Origin of the sequence: Vibrio sp. K4, from assembly GCF_051122595.1 — a bacterium.
In the GTDB taxonomy this organism is placed as follows: Bacteria; Pseudomonadota; Gammaproteobacteria; order Enterobacterales; family Vibrionaceae; genus Vibrio; species Vibrio owensii.
The window spans coordinates 38776-59699 of the sequence record NZ_CP178577.1 but is presented as its reverse complement, the minus strand read 5'-3'; the positions used below and the strand labels follow the sequence as shown (position 1 = coordinate 59699).

The 20924-nt window shown below is 45.1% G+C and carries 17 protein-coding genes; 1 reads left to right on the top strand and 16 read right to left on the bottom strand.

What is annotated here, in order from left to right; genetic code table 11:
* Window positions 1-82: 82 nt before the first annotated feature.
* The gene (locus ACLIIY_RS00220) at window positions 83-1459 is read left to right on the top strand and encodes a PhoH family protein (RefSeq protein ID WP_005438161.1); all 1377 of its coding nucleotides are present in this window, start codon (window positions 83-85) and stop codon (window positions 1457-1459) included.
* 69 nt (window positions 1460-1528) lie between these two features.
* Here ACLIIY_RS00220 and tldD read toward each other — a convergent pair whose 3' ends face one another.
* The 16 genes from tldD to ACLIIY_RS00140 all read right to left on the bottom strand — a co-directional run bounded on the left by tldD (window position 1529) and on the right by ACLIIY_RS00140 (window position 20924).
* Window positions 1529-2974 carry a metalloprotease TldD gene (tldD, locus tag ACLIIY_RS00215; RefSeq protein WP_005438159.1) on the bottom strand — a complete coding sequence of 482 codons (1446 nt, stop codon included), beginning with the start codon at window positions 2972-2974 and terminating at the stop codon, window positions 1529-1531.
* 11 nt (window positions 2975-2985) lie between these two features.
* The gene (locus tag ACLIIY_RS00210; RefSeq protein WP_434527972.1) at window positions 2986-3807 is read right to left on the bottom strand and encodes a carbon-nitrogen hydrolase family protein; all 822 of its coding nucleotides are present in this window, start codon (window positions 3805-3807) and stop codon (window positions 2986-2988) included.
* Between the two features lie 39 nt (window positions 3808-3846).
* Complete coding sequence (locus tag ACLIIY_RS00205) at window positions 3847-7725, bottom strand: YhdP family protein (protein WP_434527971.1); 3879 nt, start codon at window positions 7723-7725, stop codon at window positions 3847-3849.
* Window positions 7726-7736: 11 nt separating this feature from the next.
* Window positions 7737-9206 (bottom strand): ribonuclease G, encoded by a 1470-nt coding sequence (gene rng / locus ACLIIY_RS00200; RefSeq protein ID WP_005438152.1) that lies wholly within the window; start codon window positions 9204-9206, stop codon window positions 7737-7739.
* Between the two features lie 18 nt (window positions 9207-9224).
* Window positions 9225-9794 (bottom strand): Maf family protein, encoded by a 570-nt coding sequence (locus tag ACLIIY_RS00195; protein ID WP_009707646.1) that lies wholly within the window; start codon window positions 9792-9794, stop codon window positions 9225-9227.
* Window positions 9795-9798: 4 nt separating this feature from the next.
* Entirely contained in the window at window positions 9799-10287 is a 489-nt protein-coding gene (gene mreD, locus ACLIIY_RS00190) for a rod shape-determining protein MreD (protein ID WP_020195896.1), read from the bottom strand.
* On the bottom strand, window positions 10277-11167 hold the full coding sequence (gene mreC, locus ACLIIY_RS00185) for a rod shape-determining protein MreC (RefSeq protein ID WP_009707647.1): 891 nt from the start codon (window positions 11165-11167) through the stop codon (window positions 10277-10279). The genes mreD and mreC overlap by 11 nt, the downstream gene beginning before the upstream one ends.
* A 147-nt stretch (window positions 11168-11314) precedes the next feature.
* The gene (locus tag ACLIIY_RS00180; protein WP_434527970.1) at window positions 11315-12358 is read right to left on the bottom strand and encodes a rod shape-determining protein; all 1044 of its coding nucleotides are present in this window, start codon (window positions 12356-12358) and stop codon (window positions 11315-11317) included.
* Window positions 12359-12510: 152 nt separating this feature from the next.
* Entirely contained in the window at window positions 12511-17013 is a 4503-nt protein-coding gene (locus tag ACLIIY_RS00175) for a DUF6701 domain-containing protein (protein ID WP_434527969.1), read from the bottom strand.
* A 5-nt stretch (window positions 17014-17018) separates the two neighbouring features.
* A complete protein-coding gene (locus ACLIIY_RS00170; RefSeq protein ID WP_434527968.1) occupies window positions 17019-17453 on the bottom strand; it encodes an MSHA biogenesis protein MshP in 435 nt (144 codons plus the stop codon).
* Window positions 17443-18156 carry a PilW family protein gene (locus ACLIIY_RS00165; protein ID WP_434527967.1) on the bottom strand — a complete coding sequence of 238 codons (714 nt, stop codon included), beginning with the start codon at window positions 18154-18156 and terminating at the stop codon, window positions 17443-17445. The genes ACLIIY_RS00170 and ACLIIY_RS00165 overlap by 11 nt, the downstream gene beginning before the upstream one ends.
* On the bottom strand, window positions 18156-18755 hold the full coding sequence (locus ACLIIY_RS00160) for a type IV pilus modification PilV family protein (RefSeq protein WP_434527966.1): 600 nt from the start codon (window positions 18753-18755) through the stop codon (window positions 18156-18158). The genes ACLIIY_RS00165 and ACLIIY_RS00160 overlap by 1 nt, the downstream gene beginning before the upstream one ends.
* Window positions 18752-19300, bottom strand: a complete 549-nt coding sequence (locus ACLIIY_RS00155) for a type II secretion system protein (RefSeq protein WP_434527965.1) — start codon at window positions 19298-19300, stop codon at window positions 18752-18754. The genes ACLIIY_RS00160 and ACLIIY_RS00155 overlap by 4 nt, the downstream gene beginning before the upstream one ends.
* Before the next feature lie 119 nt (window positions 19301-19419).
* The gene (locus ACLIIY_RS00150; protein WP_434527964.1) at window positions 19420-19650 is read right to left on the bottom strand and encodes a type II secretion system protein; all 231 of its coding nucleotides are present in this window, start codon (window positions 19648-19650) and stop codon (window positions 19420-19422) included.
* Window positions 19651-19714: 64 nt separating this feature from the next.
* Entirely contained in the window at window positions 19715-20173 is a 459-nt protein-coding gene (locus ACLIIY_RS00145; RefSeq protein WP_434149380.1) for a type II secretion system protein, read from the bottom strand.
* A 289-nt stretch (window positions 20174-20462) separates the two neighbouring features.
* The gene (locus tag ACLIIY_RS00140; protein ID WP_434527963.1) at window positions 20463-20924 is read right to left on the bottom strand and encodes an MSHA biogenesis protein MshF; all 462 of its coding nucleotides are present in this window, start codon (window positions 20922-20924) and stop codon (window positions 20463-20465) included.

Below are 20924 nucleotides of genomic sequence, written 5' to 3'. Positions count from 1 at the left end.
TCTATTGCAAGCAATCAGAGTTAGGAAGTCTGTTCCTTCTTAACTACTAGCCAGCAAAGCCGCGCTGCGGCAAGGAGACGCTATGGGCGATACCGATCGGAAACTGTTTGTACTCGATACCAACATTCTTCTTCATGAACCCTTCGCCATCTTCTCTTTCCAAGAACACGATGTCGTCATCCCAATGACTGTGTTGGAAGAACTCGACCGAATCAAAGACAGCAAACGTGATGTTGCACGAGATGCACGCGTTGCGATTCGCGCTTTGGAGGATTTATTTAGAGAAGCCACGCCAGATGAAATCTCAGAAGGCATTCCCGTTTCTAAAGACAACCCAAGCCAAGGCACCATCTCTATTTTGGCGGACTTCGAATTGCAGGAAACCGTCAAAGCCTTCGCCGACAAAGCCGGTGACAACCGCATACTCAATGCGGTGCTTTATCTGCAAAACAAACGCGCACCACGCGAAGTCGTGCTCGTAACCAAAGACATCAACATGCGTTTGCGAGCCAAAGGTGCTGGCGTGCGTTTCGTTGAAGACTATCGTACGGACCAACTAATTGATGATATCCAATACCTCACCAAGGGCTTCCAACAACGTGAAGGCGATTTTTGGAGTGGCGTGGATGAAGTTGAGAGCTACGCACTGGGTGGAAAAACGTTCCATAAACTCAGCCGCGAACCGTTCGACCCGACCTTTATTAATCAATACGTGATTGATGAAGAGAGTGATTTTGTAGGTCGAGTAGAAACCATCAATGAGGATAAGCTCACCTTACTCGACCTCAGCCGTGAGCGCATGATGCATCGCCGCGCTTGGGACATTACACCTAAGAATATCTATCAAGGCATGGCGATGGATGCCCTGCTCGACCCAGATATTGATTTGGTGATTCTGACCGGTGCTGCAGGTAGTGGTAAAACGCTCCTTGCTATGGCAGCTGCATTGGAACAAACCATTGAAAAAGGCATGTTTGATAAGATTATCGTAACGCGGAACACGCCAGACATTGGTGAGTCGATTGGTTTCTTGCCGGGTTCAGAAGAAGAGAAAATGATGCCTTGGTTAGCCGCGGTGACCGATACCTTGGAAGCGCTGCACAAGAACGACCATTGCACCGAAGGCTCGATGAAGTACATCTGTGATAAAGCCAACATTCAGTTTAAATCGATCAACTTTATGCGTGGCCGCTCTATCCAGAATGCGTTTGTCTTGCTCGATGAGTGCCAAAACTTAACCGCTTCACAAATCAAAACCATCATCACCCGTTGTGGTGAAGGCACTAAGATTGTGTGTTCGGGTAACTTGGCACAGATTGACTCTCACTACCTAACCCCAGTGACGTCTGGTTTGACGTATATGGTTGAACGCTTCAAGAACTTTGAAGGCAGTGCCAATATTCACCTCAATGGTGTGGTGCGCAGCCGTTTGGCTGAATTTGCTGAAGAGAACCTATAGCGAATCCTCTCCCCCTAAAACAAAAGAGCGCTCAATGAGCGCTCTTTTTAATTCTGCTGCAGATGAAGTTTATTCAGTACCACCAACGGTGATGGAATCGAGCTTCAATGTAGGCTGACCAACGCCAACCGGCACACTTTGACCCGCCTTACCACACACGCCAACGCCTCTGTCGATGCTTAGGTCGTTACCCACCATAGAAACTTGCTGCATTGCCTCGATGCCTGAGCCAATTAGTGTTGCGCCTTTCACTGGACGAGTGATTTTGCCATCTTCAATCAAGTACGCTTCTGATGCTGAGAATACGAACTTACCAGAAGTGATGTCCACCTGACCGCCACCAAAGTTTGGTGCGTACAGACCTTTCTTCACCGTAGAGATGATCTCTTCTGGCGTGTGCTCCCCCGGTAGCATGTAAGTGTTGGTCATGCGTGGCATTGGTAGATGCGCGTAAGACTCACGGCGGCCATTACCCGTTGGGTTTACACCCATTAGGCGTGCGTTTAGCTTGTCTTGCATGTAGCCTTTTAGCACACCATTTTCGATAAGCGTGTTGTACTGCCCGTTCACACCTTCATCATCGACGTTCAATGAACCGCGCAGATCTTTTAGCGTGCCATCATCCACGATCGTACAAAGCGGAGATGTCACTTGCTCACCCATCTTGCCAGAGAATACGGAAGACTCTTTACGGTTGAAGTCACCTTCTAAACCGTGGCCTACCGCTTCGTGCAGCAATACGCCCGGCCAGCCAGAGCCTAGTACCACAGGCATCATGCCTGCAGGTGCCGCTTCTGCTTCTAGATTCACTAGCGCCATACGAATCGCTTCATCAGCGAATTGGAAGGCTTGTTTCACGCCGTTCGTTTCAGATAGGAAGAAGTCGTAACCAAAACGACCACCACCACCAGCACTGCCGCGTTCACGGCGATCGCCTTTTTCAGCAAGAACACTGATTGATAGACGAACAAGCGGGCGAATGTCACCAGCGTAAGTGCCGTCGGTTGCAGCAACCAACATTTGCTCATGCACACCACTGATGCTGATCGATACTTCTTTGATCATCGGCTCTTTGGTACGAATGTACGCATCGAGAGACAACAACAGTTCGGTTTTTTGTTGCTTTTCCCAGCTTGCTAGTGGGTTTACCGCATCGTAGTAAGCTTGGTTATCAGAACGTTTGAATGCGTGTACTTTGCCGTTTTGGCCTTGCTGCGCAATACCACGCGCGGCAATCGCACTTTGTTTCAAACCGTCAAGTTGAATTTGGTCTGAATAGGCGAAACCGGTTTTTTCGCCTGTGACTGCTCGTACACCGACACCACAGTCAATATTGAAAGAGCCATCTTTAATGATGCTGTCTTCTAGAACCAGAGACTCGTGCCAGCTGGACTGAAAGTAAATGTCCGCATAATCGATCTGACGCGTCGCAATGCTCGCTAGTGTGTCAGCGATGTCTTGCTCTGTCAGACCGTTTGGGGCAAGGAGTGCCTGTTCTATTTGGTTTATGCTCATAGTTAGCTCTTTTATTTCCGTTTCAATTCATTTTGAAAGCGACTGTGTTGAGTCAGCGGCATATTCTGCCTTACTTGCTGGTTGTGTGACAAATCTATCTCCGCCACCAGCAATCCTACTTGGTCATTCAATTGTTGGTGAACGCGCCCCCAAGGGTCAATCACCATGGAGTGTCCCCAAGTTTGGCGCCCACACGGATGCGTCCCCGTTTGCCCGCAGGCTAGAATCCAACATTGGGTTTCAATCGCACGCGCTCGTAGTAATACTTCCCAATGCGCTTCTCCCGTGACAGCGGTAAACGCAGCGGGCACCACAATAACTTGTGCTCCTGCTAAGCGTAGCGCTTTAAACAATTCAGGAAAGCGTACGTCGTAGCAAATACTTAAGCCTACCGTACCAATATTGGTCTCTGCCGTCACGATGCGATTGCCAGCGGTAAAAGTATCCGACTCGCGATAACTGCCGTGCCCGTCAGCGACATCCACATCAAACATATGCAGCTTATCGTAGTGAGCAATGCACTCGCCTTGCGGTGAGAAAACCAATGTCGTGGTAGTCACGCCTTGTTCAGTACGAATCGGCATGCTGCCCACGATTAAAGTCAGTTGGTTGTGCTGTGCGATCTCAGATAAGCGCTGTTGAGTCGAACCATCACCCAAAGTTTCTGCGTTCTGGTGATACGCCTCTCGGTTAGCAAACTGCGTCGCGTTTTCTGGTGTCACAACCAGCTTCACACCTTGCTCAGCTGCCAATGCACATTGCTTGGCAATGAAGTCCAGATTCTGCTCGATATCTGGACCCGATGTCATTTGAATGATGCCAACACGTTCCATGTATTCAATTCCTTGTTCGTCAGAAGGCTGACCGCGTAATTACTTTGCTTGCTCACGCAGTTTTTCTGGCAACTTGTATTCACCTTTGCTTCGTGAAATCTCTTTTACGGTAGGTGAATCTAGCGGGCCTTTCACCTCGTAGTTTACCTGTGTAAAGACTTCCACTACGGGAGAGATAACCGTCGAAATCGCCAGTACATACAATGCCGTTTGAGGCGCTACCGCAAAGGCCGTCAACATAGGCAAACCCGAAGTAATATCCGGAGTGAAGTTCACTTCTGCATCCACCAAACGTGTGTTCATATTGGCAATGCCGCGGATCTTCATCTCACCGGCTAACGCATCCATCACAATATCGTTGGTGATAAACACACCATCTTGGATTTTGCCTGTACCCGTAATTGAGTTGAATGCCATCCCTTTGTCGAACACGTCAGTAAAATCGAGCTGCATCTTACGAATGATCGAATCAAGACTAAACAGACCCAGTAATCGCGCCGCGCCGCTCACTTCAGTGATCACGCCTTTACCAAACTCGGTAGAGACATCCCCTTGCAAGCTTTGCGTTTTCATCGACCAAGGCGCACCATCCCAATCAAGGTTGGCATTGATTTCAAACGGTGCTTGCTGGATACCTGAAGTGATACCAAATCGCTCCATTAAATCACTGTTGTTTTCACCCTTCACTTTCATGGTCAGGTTTGAATGACTGCGTTCTTTCGTCAGCTCCCACCAACCACTCATATCAACGCGGTTCTGGCCACTACTAAAGTTTACATTCTTCCATTCAAGTCGGTTGTTGCCACGTTCAACATCCACGTTCACCTTACCGACCTTGTAACCTTGCAGCCAAAAATCATCGATGCTCAGCGTTAAGTTTGGCATCTCTGCATGGAACTTGCGGTCAAAGTTTGAGATAAGTGGCGCCGTTTGATCTTCGCTAGCAAACAGAGAACTACGCTCCTTGGTCATCTCATCGAAACCCGGAATGTACAAGTGCAGGTGATCCAATGAAACAGACAGATCATACGGTTTGAGGTAATTGGCTTTACCTTTCACTTCTTGGCTATCGACTTCAACCTGCCAACTCAGGTTCTTCTTACGCGCATTTAAGTCGACGTCGTGGAACTCAATACCACCGAGCTCTAGGTTTTGCACATCCATACTGACACGCGTTGGCAACGGAATCGTCGGCGTTTTCATACTCGACAATACTGATTGCGTCGTGCTTTGTGGAACGTGCATTAAGTCCGCCCACTTATCGAGGCTCAAGTCATCTAAACGAATCGAAGCATCATGCCCCACAACTGGGCTTATCTTGAAACCACCATTGCCAATAACCAGGTTAGTCGCGGTTAACTGAGGTACATCGCCAGAGATATCGATTTCCGTCTGGTACTTCGCATTAGGGATTTGCAAGCGTGCCGAAATGCTTTCTTGGTTGCCAGAAGCTTGCAGTTTCGCTTGCCCTTTCTCACCGCGTTTTTTCGCCAATGGATATGGATATTCGCTCGCGAGCTGACTAAGCTGAGCAAGCACATCGACTTGGTAAGTAAAGCCGACATCATTAAGTTGTAAATCGATGTCCATTTGCCATGGCGCATGACCAGAAACCAAACTTAACCAGCGCTCGCCAAGGTAAGGTTTGAGCGGGTCCACATCCCAATCACCAAGGGTATTGATGGTCACGTTATAGCCTTGCTCAGCATTCTCACCTCGGAAATCCAGTGAGATTGGTTGCTTCAACAGTTCCGCTGACAAGCCAGATGTGGTCACTACATCGTTATCGAATTTAATACGCCCTGTCGCATTTTCTAACGTCATCGGCGGCGCATCGATATCTACGCGATTGTTCTTAAGATCGGCATAACCCCAAGCTCTCGCATCTCGGTCTGAATCAAATGGGATATTGAGTTGGAATTCAGAATATACCGGACCACTGACTTGCAGTGCGGTCAACGCAGCGCCAACAGAGTCAACTAATGGTGTTGCCATCATGTAGTCGCGAACTTCATTACCCGGAGCGCTAGCCTTGGCTTCTATTTCAATATGGCCACCTTCCGCAAGCTCCGGAATACGTCCTGTGATTCGCTTCGCTTTCACGCCATTTAACGTGGCAGACTTCGAATCTAGGTACATGGCGTCGTTTTCAAACAACAAATCGAGCTGTAAATCCGTGATGGTCGGCCATGCAGTATCAAAGCTGAACTTCGCGTTCTTCAATCCAACCCATGCTTGGAACATGCCGTTATGTTCTTTGTATGGGAAGTCAGCCAACTCGCCATACCAAAGCAGTTTTGCGGTATTGACCTTACCACCTTGAATCGCGGTAGATAAGTAGTCAGTGAGATCTTGCCCAAGCGCTAAAGTCGGAAGATAGCGCCATGTTTCACCTGCATTGTAGAGGTCAGCTTCGGCATAAAACGAAAGAAATGGACTTTGCTCTTTCGGGAAATCGAGGCGGAATGCACCCAGCACTTGTAAGTCAGGTGTCGCCGCCGTCACTTTATCGGACCACAAACGCCAGCCATCTTCATCTTGCTGCCAAATGATGTCGACCTCACCTTGCTTAATGTTCAGTGGCGCTTGGAACACATCTCCATAAGGGAAGACATCATCAATAACGGTAACTTTCGCTTTTGCCTGTTCTAAGTTACCCGATACTTTACCTTGCACATGACTAAAGCCAGGAAGCAGTTCCCATTGCGTTAAACCCAATTCATCTAACTCAGCAGAGTAACGCAAGGTATCTAAGCCGCCATTCATTGATAGACGAATGTCTTCCACTCGTCCTTTTGGTGCGAGCTTGTTGAGTAAATCGGTGGTGGACTCAGACTTTGGCGCCAACTTAACCAGTGGTGTTAACGCTTCAATATCCAATTGGGAAAGATTGAGCAACCAACCGTCGGGTTGCCAATCAAAGGCAACATCCAATTCTGGCCATGGCCTGTCATCGGTGCGAATTTGCAGTGAGTGACCATTTACTTTCCAACCTTCTTTATCAGGAGACAGTTTGAAAATGCCAGACTCTAATAGCAGATCATGACGACCATTTTCGTCCCACACTAACTCGGAAGGTTGTAAGTCAACATAGGCATAACTTGGTTGACTGCGATCGAGCGTCAGCCAAGTGTTTAAGCTGACTTTACCTGACTCAACGCCAGACTCATCTTGCATGTAAGTGGTTAGCCAAGGCGTTACTGAGACGTCTTTCGCACTGACATAAAACTCACCAGACACATCACGCAGCGAACCGTAATCTTTGAAGTTAGCACGTACTAACAATGAGTTGAGACTGGCGTCCGCAATGCTTACCGTGCCCTCTGCTAAATGGTGCTTACCTTGGTTACTCCAACGTAATTGCTCGATATCCAAACGGCGTGTTTCGCCTGAAACAGATTTATACCAAATGCGAGAATCTGTGATGGTGAAGTCTTCAAACTGACGCAGCAACAAGGAGTCTAATTGGTCTATCAGCTTGGTTTCATTTTTGCTGACATTCGCTTGCGGCTCTTTGCTTTCTGATTTCGACAAAAGGTCGACGGTGCGGATGTCTAACGCTAAATCATCGATCGTTAAATCAGCAACAACTGGTTTAAAACTCAGAAGAGATTGAATCAAATCGAATTCAATATGGATTTCATCCACTGCAAAGCGAGCGTCTTGGTTATTAGGCAGATTCGCTTCTAAACCTTGCAGGGCGATAGAGGGATGGCTGTTACGCCAAGAACCAGCAACGCTGGTAATAGAAAAGTCAAAACCTGTGCCTTGCTTGACCCAGGTTTTGATCTCATCTTGGAAGTGGTTAAGTTGTGGCAATGCTACGCGCAGTGTGGTTACTAAGATGGCCAGAAGCACCAACAGAGTAACTAAAGTCCACGCGCAGAAGCGCCCGAAACGGTTAAAACCAGAATTCACAAATTTTCCAATTACATCATGACGACGTCAAACTGCTCCTGAATGTACAGGGGTTCAGCTTGAATACGAACTTGCTTACCAATAAATACTTCGAGTTCAGCCAGTGCGTGAGATTCATCACCCAGTAGTGTCTCCGCAACGTACGGTGACGCGTACACAACAAAGTTGTCCGCATCGTAAGCACGGTTAACACGGGTAATTTCACGCAAGATCTCGTAACACACAGTTTCGACAGTCTTCACGCTGCCGCGACCTTCACAAGTAGGACAGCTTGAACACAGGATATGTTCAATACTTTCGCGCGTGCGCTTACGAGTCATCTCCACTAAGCCTAGTTGAGTAAAGCCATTAATGTTGGTTTTCACTCGGTCTTTTGACAGTGCAGCTTCAAGAGAACTTAGAACGCGCTTACGGTGTTCATCCGATGCCATATCGATAAAATCGATAATGATGATACCACCAAGGTTACGCAGACGAAGTTGACGTGCGATGGCTTGTGTCGCTTCAACGTTGGTATTGAAGATGGTTTCTTCTAGATTGCGACGGCCAACAAACGCGCCGGTATTGATGTCGACCGTAGTCATCGCTTCCGTTTGATCGATGATCAGGTAGCCGCCGGACTTAAGCTCGACTTTGCGTTCAAGAGAGCGTTGGATTTCGTTCTCTGTGTCGTACATATCGAAGATAGGCTTATCGCCTTCGTACAACTCAAGCTTCTCAGTCAACTCTGGCACGTATTCAGAGGTAAACTCTTTCAGATTCTCGTATTCAAGGCGAGAGTCGACCATGATTTTGTCAAGCTCAGTGCCAACAAAATCACGTAGAATACGCTGCGCTAAACCTAGCTCACCGTACAAGGTAGAACGGGTTTTATATTTCGAGCGACGCTCCATGACTTTCAGCCATAAACGCTTCAAAAATGCCGCATCTTGAGAAAGCTCTTTTTCGTCTGCACCTTCTGCGGCAGTACGAATGATGAAGCCACCATGCTCATCACAGTAGTGGTTGACAACTTTCTTTAAACGCTCGCGCTCTGTTTCGCTTTCGATACGCTGAGAGACACCGACGTGGCTAGCACCCGGCATAAAGACAAGATAACGCGATGGCAAGGTGATATCGGTTGTCAGACGTGCGCCTTTAGTGCCCAGAGGATCTTTCACAACCTGTACAACGATATCCTGTCCTTGGCGAACCAACTCAGAAATATCACGTACTTGGAATTGTTGCTTTTCGTTTTCTGCCACACATTCGGTGTGTGGAACAATATCTGACGCGTGTAAGAACGCCGCTTTATCAAGACCAATATCAACAAACGCCGCTTGCATGCCTGGCAATACTCGGCTCACTTTGCCTTTGTAGATATTGCCAACAATGCCACGGCGCGATTCACGTTCTATATGAACTTCTTGTAGTACTCCACCTTCAATCATGGCCACACGAGTTTCACTCGGGGTCACGTTTAGCAGCAATTCTGCACTCATGTGCACACCTCAAAACAATTATAAAAATTCTTGAATTAGCTGATCGGTTTCGAACAAAGGTAAGCCTACTACGGCGTGATAACTGCCTTCGATTCGGGTGACGAAACGCCCACCGAGTCCTTGAATACCATAACTTCCAGCTTTATCGCATGGTTCACCTGACTGCCAGTATCGTTCTATTTCTTCTTCAGTCAGTGTTTTGAACCACACGTCAGTGATAACGACCACTGAATGTTGTTGTTCTTTTGATACGACGCTCACTGCGGTCATCACTTGATGCTGACGACCGGATAGATTGCTGAGCATGCGTTTTGAATCTTCGAAATTTTTAGGTTTTTCTAATACGTGGTTATCGCACACCACCACGGTATCTGAGCCCAATACAACGGAATCAGGCTTAGCCATCGCTAAGCCTGCTTGAGCTTTTTCCAGAGAGAGACGTAAAACATAGTCTTTTGCTTGCTCGTGGTCTTGCTTGGCTTCCTCTATATCAGGAAGCACAATATCAAAGTCATAACCTAATTGAGCAAGCAACTCTTTTCTTCTCGGAGAACCCGATGCGAGAACGAGGGATAAGCCCTTTTTCACAACGCTACCTTACGTGCCATGCGCGACGGACGCGTCGCATAAGTAAAAACATCCATGGCCAAAGTATACAGTTTATTGCCGCAGTCCACAGAGATAATGGATTAAATACTACGTCTTGGTTCAAATATTCCCCACAGAATATGAGAAGTTCCAGTAGCACGGTAAAAAAGGCAATCAAGATAGATTGTTGCCAAAGCGCCATGTTACGGATCACCAAGAAATTCAAGGCCACCAAGTAGATAATGATCGACATCATCATCCCTCGGATACCGAGCGTAGAGCCAATCAATATGTCCCACAACAAACCTAAGATCAAAGCGGTACCAACGTTAACACGGTGAGGCAATGCCAACACCCAGTAACAGGCCACTAGAAATAGCCATGACGGACGCAGCAAATCGAGCACGCCCGGCCATGGAATAGTTTGTAAGACTAGCGCGACAAAGAAGCTGACGCCGATGACCATTCGGCTTCTAAATACACTATTGGCCATCGGTTACCTCTTGTTCTGAACCTTCTTCGACATTGGATTGCAGTACTTTGTGTTGACGGTCTTCATTCGGCCAAATCAATAGCAAGTAGCGCAGACGATCAAACTCAACCACAGGTTCCGCTTTGATTGATGCGAACTCTTGGCGAGTATCGTGATCGACATTCGTGACGGTAGCGACTGGGTAGCCTTCAGGGTAAATACCACCGAGACCCGACGTCACTAGCAAATCGCCCACTTGAATGTCTGTACTGGTTGGGATGTGTTCCAATTGGATTTCATCCACTTCACCGTTACCGGAGGCGATCACACGAATATCGTTACGAATCACTTGAACAGGAATCGCGTTTTTCGCGTCTGTTAGCAACAATACGCGTGCGTTGTGCGCTGCAACAAACGTTACCTGACCAACGATGCCTTTCTCGTTAATAACAGGCTGACCAACGTAAACACCATCAATACGACCTTTATCAATCACCACTTGGTGGCGATATGGTGAGGTATCTACGGCCATCACTTCTGTGACGACTTTCTTTTCGTCACGGACGAATGAAGAGCCGAGCAGTTTACGCAGGCGTTGGTTTTCTTCTTTATATTGGTCGAGCAAGATCAGCTCGCTCTTCAGGCGAAGCACTTCTCGCTTCAAACTGCGATTGCCTTCAATCAGTGCCTGACGAGTGTTTAAACTCTCGAACATTCCATCGAACATGCTACGAGGCAAATTAGCTGCGTATTGAATTGGCGCAACCATACTGTTCAATAGGTATCGGACGTTGGAAAACGTATCTAGACGGTTATCAGCCAGCATCAAACTCGCCGACACGATGACAGCAAAAAACAGACGTAATTGCAGAGATGGGCCTCTGCCAAAAATCGGTTTCATCTTGTTTTTAACCTGATTGCTACCATGATTATTGAGCCTTACTTGGCAACCAGAGAATCTAATGTAAGTGGATTCTAGGTATGGAGCAGATTGAAATTACAGAGAGCGGAAATGAAGGTGAAGCCCATATGGACTCCACCCTGCATTTTATTCTTCAGAGAATAGATCGCCACCGTGCATGTCGATCATTTCTAGAGCTTTACCGCCGCCACGAGCCACACATGTTAGTGGGTCTTCAGCGATAACAACTGGAATGCCAGTTTCTTCCATTAGTAGACGGTCTAGGTCTTTAAGTAGTGCACCACCACCAGTTAGTACCATACCGTTTTCAGAGATATCAGACGCTAGCTCTGGTGGACATTGCTCAAGCGCAACCATAACTGCAGATACGATACCAGATAGCGGCTCTTGCAGTGCTTCTAGGATCTCGTTTGAGTTCAGGCTAAAGCTACGTGGCACACCTTCTGCAAGGTTGCGACCGCGAACTTCGATCTCTTGAACTTCATCGCCAGGGTATGCAGAACCGATTTCGTGTTTGATCTTTTCAGCTGTTGCTTCACCGATCAAGCTGCCGTAGTTACGACGTACGTAGTTGATCACAGCTTCATCAAAGCGGTCACCACCGATACGTACAGAAGAAGAGTAAACCACACCGTTTAGTGAGATAACCGCAACTTCCGTTGTACCACCACCGATATCGACCACCATTGAACCTGTTGGCTCAGATACACAAAGGCCTGCACCGATTGCCGCCGCCATAGGCTCGTCAATTAGGTAAACTTCACGCGCGCCAGCACCTAGTGCAGATTCGCGAATCGCGCGACGCTCAACTTGAGTAGAACCACAAGGAACACAAACCAATACGCGAGGGCTTGGCTTAAGGATGCTGTTGTCGTGCACTTGCTTGATGAAGTGCTGAAGCATTTTTTCTGTTACGTAGAAGTCAGCGATAACGCCGTCTTTCATTGGACGGATTGCTGAGATGTTGCCTGGTGTACGACCAAGCATCTGTTTTGCCGCATGGCCTACAGCAGCAACGCTTTTTGCAGAACCTACACGATCTTGGCGAATAGCAACTACAGAAGGTTCATCAAGGACGATGCCCTGTCCTTTTACGTAAATTAGAGTGTTGGCAGTACCTAAATCGATAGATAGGTCGTTAGAAAACATGCCACGAAGTTTTTTAAACATATTCTTCGCTCATCCTGCAAAAATTTAGAAGACAAAAATTGTCCTAAATGTACCAATGCCTCGCTGTCACAGCAAGGCATTGGTACACAAACATGAGCAGAAAGCCTCAATTTCTTGCAGTTTCCTTACTTAACGCAAGAAACCGAAGTTTGTTATTGTCCGGTTAACCCCGGTTCACCCCGATAAATCACGCGGTCATTGCCACGGTGAATACCAAACGTGACGACTGATGATGGGTTTTCTTCTGAGCCATCTTTATCCCAGTCGTATTTGAGCCAAGGGACATTGCTTCCATTCGAGTCGAGCCCTAGCCAAACTTCTGTTTGCTGACGAACCGAAGATTGACATGTAGCTAAGTCTTGTTGGGCTTTAATTTTCCGTGTTTTTCCTCCAGAAACAGTAGCATTCCCCTCTAAAAAAACTGAACAATCAGTTCCATCATCAGGCCAAATTGGTGTTTGTTTCTGAATGAAGTTAATCACTGAGGTATTGTTATCTTCTGCATTAGTTACAAAACGCTCACCGTTCCAAAATTCCACAGAAAGAGGAACTGTCAACTTCTGCCCTTGATATCCCCCCACGTCAGATAACATCATTCGCCCAAACCTAACGGGAGGTTGGCTGGGAAGTACAGCAGATATACTGTAGCTCTCGGAAGAACTATTTTTAAATCTAACAGGGTCTTTACCCGATATTTCAAGACTAAATTCTGTAGCTTTTGAGAGTCGATCATTTGTGTTGAAAGGCCCACTTTCGTCAAGGGGCTTAGTCACATATGCAAAAGCGTCCTGCAAATACCACTGTGAAGTCTCCGATACATCAGGGTTCTCTCGCCAATCACCTAGCGATGTATCAAGAATTAAACTGTTTGATACTTTTCCATCCCCCAGAACGGCAAGCTTAGCTTGATAACCGCCATCAATTAAGTGGTAGTTTTTCAATGGCGCACTACTGCCCATACCGTATGGGAGTATCGATACTTCTGCCAAATCGAAATTCTGTCCCATATACGAAATGTTTCCTTGATTTTTTGGCGCATCCCATTTCGTTGAATTGATCACAAAGCTATCAGGGTAAAAGCGTCCTATCTTACGAGAACCTTTGACCCCTTTATCTCCATCAACTTCTATTGAAGAATAAAAAGCCCCAGTTTCCAAGGCAGACAAATTTATGCTTCCAACCTCTGAATAGGCTAGATCGGAAAAAACATAGCTATAGGCAATTTTTTTATCATCAGACACATTGCGTACCAATGTGCCACTCAAATTGCCTAAAATACCACCGACTGGAGAATCGAGCGTATACGATAACTCAGCAGACGCCTCAGATAAAAAGTAATTGTGGGTTAACTGTTCTTGCTCGCTACACTCTGGGCTATTGTATTTTAGCGGTGCGACTCGAACAGAAAAGAGCTGACCAGCGGCAACAAAAGCATTACCACTCTTACTGTTACCATTTGCGGAAACATACTCACCTTCAGTGCTCTGAGGGCAAACAGAAAACTTCCATGGACGCGATTTAACAGAAAACTCCCCACTTAAGATACCGCCGTCGATTTGACATTCTTTTGTATCGGGATCTTTTAGCTCATCAAAACTATCACAATCAAACTCTGAATCCTTTAGGGTTATCGTTGCTTCCCCTGAATCCGTAAACGTAACTGAAGATTTTGCTAGGCCGTCCTTAAAATCTAGACCAGACAGCGAGATAGCACCGGATTGATTCGCTGATGGCATTGTAATTAGAGAAGATACATCATCACCCTTTAATGAATGATTATATTTGAGAACAACCGGAGAAGACGAAACTGACGATGGCGGACACGCAAGTACTCGAACATCTATATCAACAGGTTTGTTTGCAATCATTGGAATAGCAGAGTTATCCCATTTGTCTTGATTGCTAGACTTGATATCAAATTTATAAGGGACAAAACTAAAATCGACACTTTTTGACTTATCAGTATCCTCTAGAAGCATAGCTTTAAGCTGATAACGTGTTTTAGCCAAATTAGCGTCAAAGTTGTCCACCTTCGCGCTAATCGTAAGCTCGCCATTACGATTGCTTATAAACTTACAACGATCTGCACTACTCGTTATCGAACAAGCACTCCCGCTTCCAACTGATGCTTCTAAAGTAAATGCAACACTATCAGCATCAGGAATAGAAATAATGACTTCTAAACTTTCACCAACAGAGTTGTTTTGAGTAAGGATATCGAATGTTGGGGTGTCCTCGCCACACATCAACGCCAATTGAGTACTTGGCGTTATAGCAAGCTCATAGCTATTAACTGGCGCTAAGCAACCTGACGAGCGAATTATCTTTGAGTTACTATCGAGGTAGATATCCTTTGTTGTCAATGCCCCATAAAACTGAACATTAGAGGTTAGGTATGTGTTACTTTCGTTATAGGCCATACCAATAAAAATAGCATTGCTATCCATATAAAATGGGGCCGAACCGTTTAACGAACTGTCTTTATGCACATTTATCCTTAAATAGCTGTCATCAGCAAACCAACCACCGTTTTTAACCACATCTATAGAGCTGGATCTATAAATGTCAGGCTTTTTAGATGTATTGCTTTGCATTACATCGTCAGAGACAGTGCCAATAAAACTTGTATTTGTCATATAAAGTTTCTTGGTATGGATAACAACCTCTTCACCCTCAGGCACAACTATCGCGCTCTTTCCATTCATGGATATTGATTCAAACCAGTAGGTTCCGTTTTTTAAAATGAGGGAACCACCTTCTTGAATATTAACACTTTTGTATAACGCGTTACCGCTCAATTCCTTACTCTGGGTATCACCTGTGTATCCAGATAAACTCAGCGATTCAGTTCCTCCTAAAAAAGCACCCAATGCTTCTTTAGGTTGTATCATCCCAGCATCTCCAACACAGGCTTGCCCATCACAGACTTTCATTGTTTGGGGGTTTGCAACTGATATATTATTCTGTTCAAAACCAACGAGTCGTTCTCCAGAACTATTTTTTTTTGTACCTATGATTTGAACTGTTGCATTTTGAATACTTAGCGTCCCGTTACCATCGATGATATTATCCTGATCATCATACTCAGCCCAAGTTTGCAAAGGGGAAGTAAAAACTGAACAAATAGGGTTAGGGTTAGCCTTTTCAAACATAAACCAGCCAACTTGCTCATCAGTATGCCCCCTCTCTTTATCTCGCTGCATATCCTCTTCATTAATGAGTGCGACACTTGAAGTTCTGACATCGCATCGACGCAGCCAACCGCCATTGCTACCTTTACGAGAGTTCTTGTTGGCGACTAGAACAGGAGGTTCATCGAAAACTACCCCCTCAGGAAAATCGGTGTAAACCTTACACCCATCCAAGACTGGAGAAATGACTGGGTCATCCTTTTTCAAAGTGTATTCCGTCACACCGTACCCCAACCAAAACTTCAAACCATCCTTAAACCCCTCCCCTTGTCCTGCAACAAAAGCAACGACTTCGGGCTCAGAAACAGGGTTAAAACTGGCATCTAGTTTTTTGTTTCGTAATGTTTTATAAACCTCGGATTTATCTAAGGCAATAACAGCACTCCTTAGTGTTACATCACGAGCCAAAGCGGTTGCCCAATGCTCTGAAATTCCAGCATTTTTGTTGTTTGTCGTTTGAGTTTGGACTAACACTCCAGGCTTTTCAGTAAAATCTTCTGATAAACCAAAGTTAGAAAAGTTAATTTCAATGCCATCATTTTGCTCTGTCTCATTACAGCCATTCTTCTTGCAACTATAATGTGATGCCACACCGTCCCCGATATAGTCATCCCCCGCTCCAATAGGAAGGGTTCCCGATACAATTTTCGAGCCATTTTCAAGTTCGAGGACACCTTGCTCAATGGCAAAGTAGTCAATTTTACCTACTGGTGTTTTATCCTTATCAATAAAATCGACATCATCATCAGCTTTCTCAGCCGGAGCAAAATCTTGATAAATTGTGGCTTCTGATCTGGTTACGTCCTTTACTCCGACGGTAGATGGATATTCTGTAATCCTTTCCCCGCCATCTCTAGAGGTTAAATTTGCATCAATAACGGGCATAACAAAGACTAGGGGTACCGTGTTAAATTTTTTATCGAATTTGATTGCACACTCAGCCCCAGAAGTGCAATCAACCGTGCCAAATTCAAATTTAGGAGAACGATTAATAATGTTAGGATGTTCTGTGTTTTCGTGACAACTTAAGGACGTAATTCTCGGAGAGGATGACGAAAGACTAATATTAGCGCCATTCAATGACGTAAAATCAGCTTCTTCACTCTCAACGAACTCCCAATCTGTTCCAGATTTGATGTAATACGTTGCTAATCCAGCTTTGTGAGCTTCAGCATTTTCAGGATCATAAAAAATCCAAACTTCATAGTCTTCGTTTTTCAACACTTTATTGTCAGCAAATATCGCATCTGCCTTTTCACTTTGTGCATCTGTCCAAAAAACGATTGTTTCCGACGCTCCATTTTTCTTTTTTGCCGTAACGGTTTCAGACATCTCAGCGTTGGTTATTTTAAACTTTATGTCCCACGAATCTTTGTTGCTTTTAACGTTACAACTTTGACTGGCCCAAGAGATGCTAGAAAAGAGCAACAATGTAATCATCACTAGTATTTTTTTACGAATCATATAATTCATTCCTTAACCCAAACCTCTTGTTGTCGCTGTACTTGTGCAACCCCGGAACCACAAATTGCTGTGGCTTGCACTCTAAATAGAGATTCAGCTCCAGAGGTACCCGCATTAAAGGTACCAATGTTTGAACATGTCATAGCACGTAATTGACAACCTGTGCCTTGTGTAACATTTGGTGTAGCGCCACTTACCGTATTGGCACAAAAATCGGCCACATCTGGAGTAGTGTCATCTAAAGGATAAAGCTGAGTTAGAGCCCACTCATTGGCAGATTGAGCAATAAACCAAGCTTTGGTACCCAAAAATTCTCTCGTTAATGTACTTTGGTTTGACCAACTTACTCTCATCAAAGAAGCAGCTAAGTACCCCATCACAATGATGACAAACAACACGACGATCAGAACACTACCTTGTTGGACATTTCTACGGAACATTGAGCACCTGCACGTCTTGTTGGTAAACACTACGCTCCCCGTTTTGAGTGAACTCTAAATTGATGTGTACAAGACCACCACGTTGCAGCGTTGGTTCTAGATAGTGCATATCACTTACAGAAGTATCGACACTATCCGCGACCGTAATTCCATTGCGCGTGATTTGCTTGTTCTCGAAGCAGTAACGTACTTCAGACTTATCTTGATAGATGTAATGACGACTCGAAATAGAAGAGCCACCAATAGTACTTGCTGCACCACTGACAACAAACACACCATCTCTTTTATCTAAATTACCAACATCCAAACTCTGCGAAGAAGAAGGCTGTAAGTCTTCATAGCGACTTGGATTAATCACCATCCAACGATTCACTGGAATAGGATTCAATGTAGAGTCATTGCCTAACAGAAACTCTAAGTTGTTATTCGTCAGCGTGTAAAAACCGGAATATTCAATCGGCATAAACTCCAAGCAATTGGTAGTTCCGGTAGGTACATGAAAGCTGTTTGGGACTGCGTGACGAATTTCTCGCGACATTTTCTCTAGCACAAACTGGGCTTGAGTTTGCATACGTTGTCGGTCAACTGTATCTGCATAACCTTTCATACCAAGCTGAACATAACCCGCAATACCCAGCATGATAAAACTCCCGATCACAATGGTGACGATCATTTCCATTAAGGTAAAACCACGAGCTTTCATCAGTAGTTCCCTCTTATGGCAGTGAGTGTTAATGGCTGAGTGTTGCTCGCAAAAATAGTAATAGTGATTTTTTTATAGTTAGTGATGCCTGTCGTTTTCGCCGCAGATAAGTTGTCGTACGCAACTCCGACCTCAACACGGAAATTGCGATATTTATCTTCACCGCTCTTTCCTAATACATCAGCAATACTCCCACGCTTCACACTTTGGCACTGACCTATTGTCGTCGGTGTACTCCAACAACCTATGTAATCATCCACGTCATTAAAAGTACTCGGATTATTAGAAACTTCGCCATATTTTGTATCGACACCCAATGTTGCCGAACAACCGTTAGAGGGGTTATCTGGATGAGGGTTAAAACTAGGCTCCTCACAACGAACAACTCCACCATCAAAATCACTCCACTGGTCAAAGCCACGTGCCAATATTTGCGACATAAAACCCTGCCCTAAGGCTGCTGCACGCATTTGATAATGAGGCATTGCTGAATCACGAATTTGAGGAACTAAAAAAGACGTAAATGCTACCATCGCAATCCCCATAAGAATGATGGCAATGATCATCTCAATAAGCGTCATACCAATATTCTTTCTCATGAACATGCTCCCTCCGAAACATAACCTTGAGGGTTAATCAATACTCGGCACTGGCTTTGACCGTTTTTATCTTGAATAAGAATAGAAATACCAGCAGAAGAAACATTGAGAGGATTACCCAATAGATCAAATTCAATGGGACTAGAGGCACCATCAATAATAGAAAACTGAGCTGAGTTATCGACGACGACATCGCTGCGAGCATCTTGCTCATTACTAACTAGATTGCACGCTGCACTAGAACCTATACAAGTGCTCGTAATTGATAGACAAAAGTTAGTGTAGCTAGAGTTCTCTCCAGCGTTATAGCTACTGGGTAGACATCTTTCAGGATAAGACTTGTTTGGGATATTGATATTCGACTGCATGCGATTCACCTGTACTTGGCGGATCACTGAAATAGCCTGCTCTTGAAGCGCAAACGCGGAGACACTACCTTTGCCCATAAAGCGGCTAGCAGCGTAGAGAGAAAGAATGGAAAGGAGGACGATCACTAGGATCAGTTCCATTAATGTAAACCCTAATGTAGAGCTGCGAATTTTCATAACCCAACCTTAGGCTTAGGACAAGCGAAGTAAGTATACGATGAAATTATGAGAATAATGATAGGTTTATAAGTTTTAAATTCGAACTGTGAGCAAGTGTACAAATAACCGCCAAAAGGTCATTTCTCTCCTTTTGAACGCTCCAATTCTTCTTCAATTCGATCGTAAGTTTCTTTGTTGCTTAGTGTTTCAGAAACATGCTCAGCGTTTTGCTTGGTTTGCTCCCACTTGGCTTCGTAAGTTTCTGGTTCAAAGCTGATAAATCTTGGTAATACCACATAACCGATCACACCCAAGATAATCAGCACAACCACAAACTCTATTGCACTAAGACCCGATGATTTACGCATATGTACCATTCCGAGATTAATCAAAATAAAGAGATAAAGGCCAGACTGGCTGGCCTTATTGTTATTAGTCACCACATGCTGTAGTTGAAGTTTGCACAGATGCCGCTGCTGAAGCTGTTGCTTCAGTGTAAACAACACAGTTATCAGTATAACCAGTATAACCAAATGAAATCGCACCACTAGTTGGGCCATTCAGCACAGCCCAATCTGTTTCCAAACCATCAACAACAGCGTTAAGAGCATTTTCAGTAGCTGCTGGATAGCCATATACGATAGCAATGGAACCGGCATTTCCGCCAAGATCAAGATTAGTGCTATCACTGCTTTCTACACCAGCAATAGCTGCTTTACCATATACAATCCCTGCAGCACCAGTGATAGCACCTTTCAGACCATCCAAACCGGAGTTACGAGCATCATCTTGCAGGTTAAGGAAACGTGGTGCTGCAGTTACCGCTAGAATACCTAGGATTACAATTACCACTACCAATTCGATAAGGGTGAAACCACCTTGTCTTTTCATTGTTTACTCTCTCTATGTAAGCATGCAGAGTGACTGCAAAGTTTATCGGTCATGCGACCATTTTGGATAATGTCAAAACGGTGTGGCATCTCAACGATAAACCAATGTTTATCCATTGAGCCCTTTTTCTACCGCTTGAGCAGAATGACGATTCGCCATTATTAAGTTAAAGCCGTGCAAAAAAGATATCCCATGTTTGGTTTACTTTTTATTACAACCTTTTGCTTATGGTAATGTTTGCATTATACCGACTTTCATTCCTATTTATAGTACTTAAGTGTCAAAAAATTCACTCCGTCGACATTTCGACGTCTATTTTCAGGTAATTAGCGTCTGATATAACAACAACTCTCTGTCCATTTTCATAAGTATAGTTACATGTATAACTATTACTTTTAATTGCTCCACGAATTTCTAACAACTCGCTCGCCATAATTTTACGTTGTGGGTAATGGACCGTCAGCCAATAGTCACAATCAAGTGCACCGCTTGTTCTGAAAGGTGATACTAAGCCCCCTTCCGTCATATTGAGCTCAAAACCGTCCATTAACAGCAACTTAGGCTCTCCATGAACGAGCCATGCTTGGTGGTATCGTTGCACGCTATCTTGCATCCAAACCTTGGCAAGTTTCGCTCCTGTTTCTTGCGCTTCTTGCTCTATAGGTTTCAACTTTTGCATAAATGCTGCCAGCACAATAATACCGACGACACCCACTAGAATCAGCATTGCTCGGCTCTGATTTTCAACCAC

Coding starts and splice junctions, on each gene's coding strand:
- ACLIIY_RS00220 (WP_005438161.1), top strand. CDS start 83: ATGGGCGATACCGATCGGAAACTGTTTGTACTCGATACCAACATTCTT.
- tldD (WP_005438159.1), bottom strand. CDS start 2,974: ATGAGCATAAACCAAATAGAACAGGCACTCCTTGCCCCAAACGGTCTG.
- ACLIIY_RS00210 (WP_434527972.1), bottom strand. CDS start 3,807: ATGGAACGTGTTGGCATCATTCAAATGACATCGGGTCCAGATATCGAG.
- rng (WP_005438152.1), bottom strand. CDS start 9,206: ATGAGTGCAGAATTGCTGCTAAACGTGACCCCGAGTGAAACTCGTGTG.
- mreD (WP_020195896.1), bottom strand. CDS start 10,287: ATGGCCAATAGTGTATTTAGAAGCCGAATGGTCATCGGCGTCAGCTTC.
- mreC (WP_009707647.1), bottom strand. CDS start 11,167: ATGAAACCGATTTTTGGCAGAGGCCCATCTCTGCAATTACGTCTGTTT.
- ACLIIY_RS00180 (WP_434527970.1), bottom strand. CDS start 12,358: ATGTTTAAAAAACTTCGTGGCATGTTTTCTAACGACCTATCTATCGAT.
- ACLIIY_RS00175 (WP_434527969.1), bottom strand. CDS start 17,013: ATGATTCGTAAAAAAATACTAGTGATGATTACATTGTTGCTCTTTTCT.
- ACLIIY_RS00170 (WP_434527968.1), bottom strand. CDS start 17,453: ATGTTCCGTAGAAATGTCCAACAAGGTAGTGTTCTGATCGTCGTGTTG.
- ACLIIY_RS00165 (WP_434527967.1), bottom strand. CDS start 18,156: ATGAAAGCTCGTGGTTTTACCTTAATGGAAATGATCGTCACCATTGTG.
- ACLIIY_RS00160 (WP_434527966.1), bottom strand. CDS start 18,755: ATGAGAAAGAATATTGGTATGACGCTTATTGAGATGATCATTGCCATC.
- ACLIIY_RS00155 (WP_434527965.1), bottom strand. CDS start 19,300: ATGAAAATTCGCAGCTCTACATTAGGGTTTACATTAATGGAACTGATC.
- ACLIIY_RS00150 (WP_434527964.1), bottom strand. CDS start 19,650: ATGCGTAAATCATCGGGTCTTAGTGCAATAGAGTTTGTGGTTGTGCTG.
- ACLIIY_RS00145 (WP_434149380.1), bottom strand. CDS start 20,173: ATGAAAAGACAAGGTGGTTTCACCCTTATCGAATTGGTAGTGGTAATT.